Annotated in this window: 8 protein-coding genes; 5 read left to right on the top strand and 3 right to left on the bottom strand. The window is 35.9% G+C overall.

Annotated elements, in window-relative coordinates; all coding sequences use genetic code 11:
* The coding region (locus FJR08_RS19000; RefSeq protein WP_168634206.1) for a M48 family metalloprotease at window positions 1–415 on the top strand (415 nt) is incomplete at its 5' end.
* 119 nt (window positions 416–534) lie between these two features.
* Window positions 535–909 (top strand): hypothetical protein, encoded by a 375-nt coding sequence (locus FJR08_RS18995; RefSeq protein WP_148760970.1) that lies wholly within the window; start codon window positions 535–537, stop codon window positions 907–909.
* A 401-nt stretch (window positions 910–1,310) separates the two neighbouring features.
* Here the strand turns inward: FJR08_RS18995 and FJR08_RS18990 are convergent, their stop codons facing one another.
* The 3 genes from FJR08_RS18990 to FJR08_RS18980 all read right to left on the bottom strand — a co-directional run bounded on the left by FJR08_RS18990 (window position 1,311) and on the right by FJR08_RS18980 (window position 3,726).
* A complete protein-coding gene (locus FJR08_RS18990) occupies window positions 1,311–1,772 on the bottom strand; it encodes a M48 family metallopeptidase (RefSeq protein WP_168634205.1) in 462 nt (153 codons plus the stop codon).
* A gap of 4 nt (window positions 1,773–1,776) precedes the next feature.
* The gene (locus tag FJR08_RS18985; protein ID WP_168634204.1) at window positions 1,777–2,718 is read right to left on the bottom strand and encodes a homogentisate phytyltransferase; all 942 of its coding nucleotides are present in this window, start codon (window positions 2,716–2,718) and stop codon (window positions 1,777–1,779) included.
* A 165-nt stretch (window positions 2,719–2,883) separates the two neighbouring features.
* Complete coding sequence (locus FJR08_RS18980; protein ID WP_041458679.1) at window positions 2,884–3,726, bottom strand: methyltransferase domain-containing protein; 843 nt, start codon at window positions 3,724–3,726, stop codon at window positions 2,884–2,886.
* A gap of 180 nt (window positions 3,727–3,906) precedes the next feature.
* Between FJR08_RS18980 and FJR08_RS18975 the strand changes: the two genes are divergently transcribed.
* The 3 genes from FJR08_RS18975 to FJR08_RS18965 all read left to right on the top strand — a co-directional run bounded on the left by FJR08_RS18975 (window position 3,907) and on the right by FJR08_RS18965 (window position 8,615).
* Window positions 3,907–5,241: a TrkH family potassium uptake protein gene (locus tag FJR08_RS18975; protein WP_015083656.1), complete on the top strand. Its 1,335-nt coding sequence runs from the start codon at window positions 3,907–3,909 to the stop codon at window positions 5,239–5,241.
* A 256-nt stretch (window positions 5,242–5,497) separates the two neighbouring features.
* Window positions 5,498–6,841, top strand: coding sequence for a P-loop NTPase fold protein (locus tag FJR08_RS18970; protein WP_168634203.1), 1,344 nt, complete (start codon window positions 5,498–5,500; stop codon window positions 6,839–6,841).
* Complete coding sequence (locus FJR08_RS18965) at window positions 6,801–8,615, top strand: tetratricopeptide repeat protein (RefSeq protein ID WP_168634202.1); 1,815 nt, start codon at window positions 6,801–6,803, stop codon at window positions 8,613–8,615. The genes FJR08_RS18970 and FJR08_RS18965 overlap by 41 nt, the downstream gene beginning before the upstream one ends.
* Window positions 8,616–8,668 lie beyond the last annotated feature (53 nt).

Here is an 8,668-nt window from a genome sequence, read left to right as displayed (position 1 = left end):
TGTGGCTGGGGCTGTTTCTTTCCTCGCGCAAATGCTCAGTTATAGTCTGTGGTTTGGTGGCGGTTCACGGGATAATGAAAGAGGTGGCAATCCTTTAGGTGTATTAGCTACAGTTATTTTTGCCCCTATGGCTGCAACAATTATTCAGTTGGCTATTTCCCGCACTAGAGAATTCTCCGCTGACGCTGGTGCGGCAAAATTAACAGGTAATCCTCGCGCCTTAGCTAGGGCTTTACAAAGGTTAGAATCTACAGCTAGACAAATGCCTTTGAATGCTAATCCAGCTTTTGAACCATTATTAATTATTCATCCCATTTCTGGGCAGTTTTTGGGAAATCTTTTCTCTAGTCACCCAGCAACTGAAGCAAGAGTAGAAGCTTTACTACAATTAGAAAGGCAACTGATTAGTCGTTAATAATCTATCTTTGGTCATAAGTATATTTATAAATCCCCAATTGACTGATGACCAAATTATGATGATTACAGGTGCAATATTCATCCACAAGTAAACTTTACCAACAGGATGTGGCAACTATGACTACTAACAATATTGAATCTATAGAAATCGTAGAAATTAGTCTTCATACCAGCGAAAATGGGGAAATAGATGAAGTTAAGCAGGAAACTACAGCATTATTAGAGGCGATTAAAAACCGCGCCCAAGCTGAAGCTGAATCGGCTGGAACTATTACCCGTGAAACCTATTTAAATGCTGTGCGTCAGGTACGAGAAGCTATTGAAAAAGACAAACTGATCGAAAGAGACCGCTTAGAATATTCTTGGGCTAAAATTCAAGAAGAATTGGAGCATAATTGGAACTTACTGCATAAGGATGTCACAGATTTGAGCGACAGATTCCAAAATGCTGCTAAGGCTGCTTGGGAAGCTTTCAATGCCCCTCGTGATTAGGAATAACAACAAGTAGGGATATAGCATAACTCATTGGTGTCAACTTAGGTTACAGATGGCTTATTTGTTTGGCTTCCACACCCGTCAGGGAATAAATTCCCTGTCTCATAGCTCAAGTCCGTTAAAACGGACTAATGAATTTTCCTAGTATTTAGTCATCTTTTAGATGACTTTCGCTATTAGCAAGGAACTTGAGTTTCTTGCGGGATGAAGATTTTGCGTTAAGTTGACACCAATGAGCATAACTGTATCCCTCATCAAAAATCGGATGGATAAGGATAGTCAAAATGTGATTATAATTATCTGCTTCTGATAAACCTGAAATCTCTCAAGTGATAAAAGAAGCAAATGGACTATTAATTTAACATCAATAATCCCAAAAATCATCAAAATCCTAAAAATCACAGTTTAGACATTTTATCTAACAAAACACTAACCTTTTTAGCCCTTTCTGGTTGACGCTGTTTTTGCAATAATTCCTTTGCTTGAACTAAATTACTTTTCGCTTCTACTTCCTGTTGTTCCTGCATGAGAATATTCGCTAAACGTAAATAAGCATCAGGATTTTTGGGACTACTATCAATTACTCCACAAAATAACGCTTTTGCTTCAGCAATTTGTCCCTTCTGATTTAAAATATCTCCTAACAGCAAACGTACCATATCATTGGTAGAGTTGATAGCAATGACTTTTCTCAAAGCTATTTCAGCATTTTCAAAATCTTTAGCTTGATAAAAATTGATGCCTTTTTGAAATAAATTAGAAGTAATCAATGTTTTGATACTTAAATAACCAAGAATGGCAAGACCAAAAATGACTACGGAAATGGCGATAATATTGGCAGTAGGAAATGTTGCTAACATGAGTTTAAGCTAATAAACAGGAAACAGGAAAAATTAGATATTCAATGAAAAACAATTTCCAGATAAATTGATAGAAATTAGTAATGGCTTGTTTGTCTTGTAAATCAACTCCAGCACCTTGCCACCACATCACAATTAAAGCTACTGTATGAGTGATTAAGATGAAGATAGTGTTAACTTCCGCAAGATTGAATAAAGCTACTAAAATCATACCTCCATAACAGATTGTTAATACCCAAAGTGCGAGACTAAATACTTTTTGTTGTCCGAGTTGGAGGGTGAAAGTTGTGATATTATAAAATCTATCTCCTTCCATATCAGGAATATCTTTGAAAATAGCGATCGCAAATGTAAATACCAAGATAAACACCGTTAAAGCCCAAACTGCACCCGGAATCCCTTGGCTTCTTTGCAATACCCAACTAAAATGCAAAAATAAACCTAAATTAACAATCGTTCCCCGCACCGAAAAAATACACAAAGCAGCCCAAAATGGAAACTGTTTCAACCGAATTGGTGGTAAAGAATAAGCCGTACCAATTGCTAAACTTATCGTTACCATACCCATTAAAAATGGTCCCGTTAGCCATGCTAAAGCCAAAGCCACAATACCAGTAATAATAACAATTAATTGTCCTTGTCCCCTGGTAAATTCTCCCGACGCTAAAGGTAAATCTGGTTTATTGATTTTATCAATGTCAATATCTTCCAATTGATTCAAACCAACAATATAAATATTGCCACAGATACAAGCAATCCATGTTGCTAAAATTTGACTAATATGCAAACCAGAAAACTTTGTCGAAGTGACACCCAGGGTAATTAAATATAAACCCAAAACACTCAAAGTTGTTCCCATAATTGTATGGGGACGGGAAAACTTCCAAAAAGAATAAAACCAACTTCCTGGAAAAATAGCAGAACTTTGTTTATAAAATTGATTCATTTTTTGCTCTTTTTTGTTCGTAAGCACCTAAAGGAATTGAACTTATACCATTTCTTTATGAAACTGCGCCGAATTTCCTAACCTTATCTTTTTCTTCTCTGTGTCCTCTGTGCCTCTGTGGTTCGTTTATCCTTAAATTGAGTACATCTTTAAACAGAATTGGACTTATTTTGTCCCGCGTAATAATCCAAATCTAACTAATCCAGTTTCATAACCTCGACGCATTAAACCTAAAGATAATGCCCCCTGAATTGTAGTCCAACCAGCCATTAATAAACCGATAAATGCTTGGGGTGTAAACGCTGAATCAATGACAACATTCCAAAAAGGTGCAACTGCGGTTGACCAATCAGCCGTGCGAATATTATTTAATGGTAATTGCCAAGCGATCGCTTCATACTCCGCTAAAGAAATCACATAAGGTAAACAATAGACTCGATAAATATCCTCTAAGTGCTTTTGCTCATCCGTTGTTAGTGGTGACTTATCCGTATTCCGATGACACCATGTCACCATAATCAAAGTCCCACCGGGCTTTAACACGCGATAACATTCTTGTAAAAACTTAGTTTTATCTGGCATATGTTCACCGCTTTCCAGTGACCACACCAAATCAAAAGAATTATCATCAAAGGGCATTTCTTGGGCATTGGCAACCATGAATCTAGTCTTTTGACTCAAACTCATTGCCAAAGACCTTTCGGTGGCTCTAGCAGCTTGTACAGGACTCAATGTAATTCCCGTAGCATTGGCCCCAAACTTATCAGCCAAGTATAAAGAACTACCACCAATTCCACAGCCGACATCAAGGATATTTTCAGCACCTTTAACATCTGCCCATTTTAGCAACTCTTCAATTAAATCAATTTGTGCCTGACGGCGTTCCTTTACCTGTTTACCATCTACACCATAATAACCGTGGTGCATATGTTCTCCCCAAATCTGTTCCCACAGACTGGAAGAAGCATCGTAAAATTCCTGAATTTGTTTGTAAAGTATTTGACTCATGAATTTAATAATTAAAAGATGACAGGAAATTGAAAAAAACTTATTCTTAGGCTACCATCTATGTTTTTAATTAGATAGGGATATTTTTCTGCCTGGGAATAACTCATTAATTCTACCTTGGTAAGATGTCAAAATAGCCTAATTGCACAAAGTTTATTTATTTTTCATTTTTAATTACTTATGACTGTTGCGCGGACAATTTGTTTGGGCTTTGTCGCTGTCATTCTCTTGGGAGCAATTCTCTTGACAATGCCTTTCTCTACTGGTAATGGTAATTGGAACGACCCCATTGTTGCCCTATTTACTTCAACTTCGGCGGTTTGTGTCACAGGTTTAGCAGTGGTAGATACTGGTACTGATTTTTCGTTTTTAGGTCAGTTGTTTATTGCCTTATTAGCCCAAATTGGTGGTTTAGGTTATATGACAACTACCACATTTTTAATGTTATTAATTGGCAGAAAATTTGACCTGAGACAAAAAGTAGCAATTCAACAAGCTTTAGACCGTCCAGGCATGAGTGGTAGCAGTCAAATTATCCGTTCTATTATTGCGACTACCTTATTATTTGAACTCACGGGAGTATTTTTATTAATGATAGTCTTTGTTCCCGAAAAAGGTTGGCAAGAAGGAACTTGGTTAGCAATTTTTCATAGTGTTAGTGCTTGGAATAATGCTGGATTTAGTTTATTCAAAGATAATTTAATTGGTTATCAATCTTCTCCTTTAGTGATTATCACAATTGGCTGTTTAATTATCTTTGGAGGTATTGGTTATCAGGTCATTTTGGATATGTATTTGTGGTTACGTGACCGCATAGTCAAAAAAACAAGTTGTTTAGTATTCTCTCTAGATTTCAAAGTTGCTACTAGCACAACTTTAATATTATTAGTGTTAGGAACAATTGCAATTCTCTTTGTAGAAATCAGAAACGATAGTGTCTTTGGACAATTAAGTTTATCTGATAAAATATTAGCCGCTTGGTTTCAGTCAGTTAGTACCAGAACCGCCGGTTTTAATAGTATTGATATTGGGAAAATGACTAATGCGGGATTATTCATTATGATTGCGCTCATGTTTATTGGTGCAAGTCCTGGAGGTACAGGAGGAGGAATCAAAACAACTACTTTACGAGTGCTTACCAGTTGTACAAATGCAATTCTTCAAGGCAAAGAAGAGGTATTATTATATAATCGCAAAATTGCCATTTCTTTAATTCTAAAAGCCGTAGGGGTGGTGTTTGGTTCATTAGCTACAGTCATTGTTGCCACAGTTTTAATTAGTATTACCGACCCCAAATTGGCTTTTATTCAAATTCTTTTTGAAGTAGTATCAGCCTTTGGCACAGTCGGACTTTCTACAGGAATTACAGGGACTGTTTCTATTGCAGCAAAATTAATTTTAATTCTCACAATGTATATTGGTCGAGTTGGTGTTTTATTATTAATGTCATCTATATTAGGTGATCCTCGTCCTAGCAGAATCCACTATCCCGAAGAAAATCTCCTTGTTGGATAATCACCAATTACCAATTGATATCGAACTCAGGAAGAACGGAAATTAGATACCACATTCCCCAGTTATTATACTCAAAACGGCTTGATTGTTTGATTCTAAACGTAGGGGTTTAGCTCTGGCTTTACCCCTACACATCTGGGTTCTTTGTCATTTGGCAAAAGTTTAAATCTCACCCGTGTTTAGTATAACTTGCTGGTGGTGGTAGCGAAAATGGCAATAATCAACTAAAATTTAAGTTGAGTCTATAACTTTATCTATGAATCAACCTAACTTTCAACGTGCAAATACTCTAAAATCTGCTTATAATGCTTGCACTTTAGGACCACTAGAACCTGCGGAAATTTCAAAATACTATGTTGATTTATCAGCAGTGCGTAAATCTTCAGCCGTTGAGGGTGTAAGCACAATTTTAGACTTTCAAGAATCTGGAGATTATACCACTATTTTATTTACTGGACATCGAGGTTCAGGCAAAAGTACAGAATTAAAAAAGATTCAAAGTCAATGGGAACAAAACTATCATGTAATTTATTTAGAAGTAAATGAAGAAACAGATATTAATGATGCTAACTATACAGATTTATATTTAATTGTAATTAAGCAAGTTGAATTTACTTTACGGAAATTAGGGTTAAAGTTTGAACAAAAATTATTAAATAGTTTTGAGAATTGGTTTAAGGAAATTACAGAAGAAAATGAAGAAAGTGTAGAAAAATCCGTCAGTGTGGAATCAGAAGCCAGTTTAGAAGGTGGTGCGCCATTTATTGCGAAATTAATGGTGAAATTATTGGCACAAATCAAGGGTTCTGATAAACAAAAAACTACAATTCGCCAAACTTTAGAAAAGGATATTTCTCGACTCAAGGCAGATATCAATCTATTGCTAGATGACGCTTATGGTAAATTGAGAAAAAAATATCCAGAATATAAAGGTCTATTAATTATTTTTGATAACTTAGATCGTGTTCCCCCAGCGGTTGCAGATCATTTATTTTTTGACTATGCAGCCCAATTACAAGAACTGCATTGTACAATTATTTATACAGTTCCTATTTCTATTCTTTGTTCACCGAAAAAACCTCTAGCTTTATTTGATGGTGAACCGCACATTGTGCCAATGGTGAATATATACCAATTTGATCGAAATGTGCGTGATTTAAACTATAATCAAATTGGATTGGATACAGTAGCAAGTTTAATTGAAAAACGAGTAGATGTTAATGCTGTGTTTAATTCCCGTGCAGAATTGCTAGAATTAGCTAAAGCCAGTGGTGGTCATGTGCGTCAAATTATGCAAATGATGCGGGCTACTTGTTTACGCGCCAGCACTAAAAATCATAGTAAGATTGAAGCTGAAGACGTTGTTTATGCTGTCAAACAACAACAATTTAGTTTTGAAAGATTTATTCCTGAAGAACATTATCCAGTTTTAGCGCAAGTTTACCTGAACAAAGATGTGAGTAAAGATGATATTGGCCAGTTAATGCTGTTTAATACTTCTGTTTTAGAATACAATGGCGATAACAGATGGAATTATCCTAACCCAGTGGTGAAGCAAAATGAATTCTTCCAAAAAGCACTGGCAGAAATTACAACATGATTTTAACGCCGAATTGGGGCAATTTGTCGCCCTGAATCAAGATATTTTGGCGGAATTATTGACGTTTATTGACTTTTCAGAAAAATTCACTTTGGGATTTATTGAGATTAATTTTCCTCCTGATGGAGAATTATTAGTTGAGGCATTAAAAACAAATTCCCAATGTGAGGAAATTCAATTTGTAATTCTCAAATTTGCTGATCCTAATTTGCGCTTTTTGCGTGATGCTATTATTCAGGGATTGGCGAATATTGAGAAAGAAGCAAATAAAAAGTTAGTATTAATTATTCAAGGTTTAGAAAAATCTATTGGTGTGTTTGGTGAATATCCACCATTTTTACAAGATTTGAATTTTGTCAGGGATGCGTATAAAAAAACTGTCCCTTATCCTATATTATTTATTTTACCAGATTACGCTATCAACCGTTTAGCTAAATTTGCTCCTGATTTTTGGGCTTGGCGTTCTGGTGTGTTTAGATTTAAAACTTTAGAAAAAACTAGAGAAAATGCCATTACTCAAACTTTAGAATCTAATATAGAAATTGACAGAATAGAACCACAGGAAAAGCAAGAAAGAATTGAGATTTTACAAAGTTTATTGATGGAATATAAGCCTACCCGTGAGCAAACTAATGATGGTAATTTACGCAGGTATAGTAATATTTTATTGGAGTTAGGAACAGCTTATATTAGTCAACATCAACCAAAAACAGCTAGGGAATATTTAGCAGAGGCTTTACAAATTGCTGACAAATTAGCAGATGTTAATTTTAAACGTCAGGTTTTAAATAAAATTGGGGATGCTTTTGCTGAGGAAAGGAAGTTTGAAAAAGCGATTGATTATTATCAACAGAGTTTAAATATAGCCCAGGAATTAAATAATCGTGATGGTGAAAGTCATGCTTTGTTGAAATTAGGTAATACTTATTTGAATTTACGGCAATTTTCAGAAGCTAAAAAATATTATCAACAGTGTTTAGAAATTGCTCACGAGTTAGATGATCATGATCACCAAGCTAGTACCTACCAAAAGTTAGGAATAGTATCCCAAGAAATGCGGGAATATGTCCAAGCACGGGACTTTTATCAAGAAGCTTTAGCTATCAAAATCAACTTTGGCGATCGCTTTTCTCAAGCTAGTACCTACCACCAATTGGGAATAGTAGCCCAAGAAGTGCGGGAATATGCACAAGCGAGGGACTTTTCTCAACAAGCTTTAGCTATCTATATCGAATTTGGCGATCGCTATTCTCAAGCTGGAACATACCACAATTTAGGAATAGTAGCTCACGAAATGGGGGAATATGCACAAGCAAGGAACTTTTATCAACAAGCTTTAGCTATCAGAATCGAATTTGGCGATCGCTATGAACAAGCTAAAGTCTACCACAATTTGGGAATGGTAGCCCAAGGAATGCGGGAATATGCCCAAGCACGGGACTTTTCTCAACAAGCTTTAGCTATCTATATCGAATTTGGCGATCGCTATTCTCAAGCTAGTACCTACCACCAGTTGGGATATGTAGCCCAAGAAATGCGGGAATATGCCCAAGCACGGGACTTTTATCAACAAGCTTTAGCAATCTTTATCGAATTTGGAGATAGATATTCTCAAGCCTTAACTTACCACTGTTTAGGCACACTGGCAAAAGTACAGGAAGATCATACAGAAGCGAGGGTGAATTTACAAAAAGCGTTAGAGATATATGATGAATATAAAGAGGAATATTGGGGGAATATTGCGAGGGAGATTTTAGAGGGATTACCAGAGTAAAATGTAAGGGTTTAGCAATGCTAAACCCCTACCCGATATGCTTGTTGTAGTAA

The organism is Dolichospermum sp. UHCC 0260 (genome assembly GCF_009711985.1).
In the GTDB taxonomy this organism is placed as follows: Bacteria; Cyanobacteriota; Cyanobacteriia; order Cyanobacteriales; family Nostocaceae; genus Dolichospermum; species Dolichospermum lemmermannii.
This window is presented reverse-complemented; position numbering and strand designations above follow the sequence as displayed.

Coding starts and splice junctions, on each gene's coding strand:
- FJR08_RS18965 (WP_168634202.1), top strand. CDS start 6,801: ATGAATTCTTCCAAAAAGCACTGGCAGAAATTACAACATGATTTTAAC.
- FJR08_RS18995 (WP_148760970.1), top strand. CDS start 535: ATGACTACTAACAATATTGAATCTATAGAAATCGTAGAAATTAGTCTT.
- FJR08_RS18990 (WP_168634205.1), bottom strand. CDS start 1,772: ATGTTAGCAACATTTCCTACTGCCAATATTATCGCCATTTCCGTAGTC.
- FJR08_RS18970 (WP_168634203.1), top strand. CDS start 5,498: ATGAATCAACCTAACTTTCAACGTGCAAATACTCTAAAATCTGCTTAT.
- FJR08_RS18985 (WP_168634204.1), bottom strand. CDS start 2,718: ATGAATCAATTTTATAAACAAAGTTCTGCTATTTTTCCAGGAAGTTGG.
- FJR08_RS18980 (WP_041458679.1), bottom strand. CDS start 3,726: ATGAGTCAAATACTTTACAAACAAATTCAGGAATTTTACGATGCTTCT.
- FJR08_RS18975 (WP_015083656.1), top strand. CDS start 3,907: ATGACTGTTGCGCGGACAATTTGTTTGGGCTTTGTCGCTGTCATTCTC.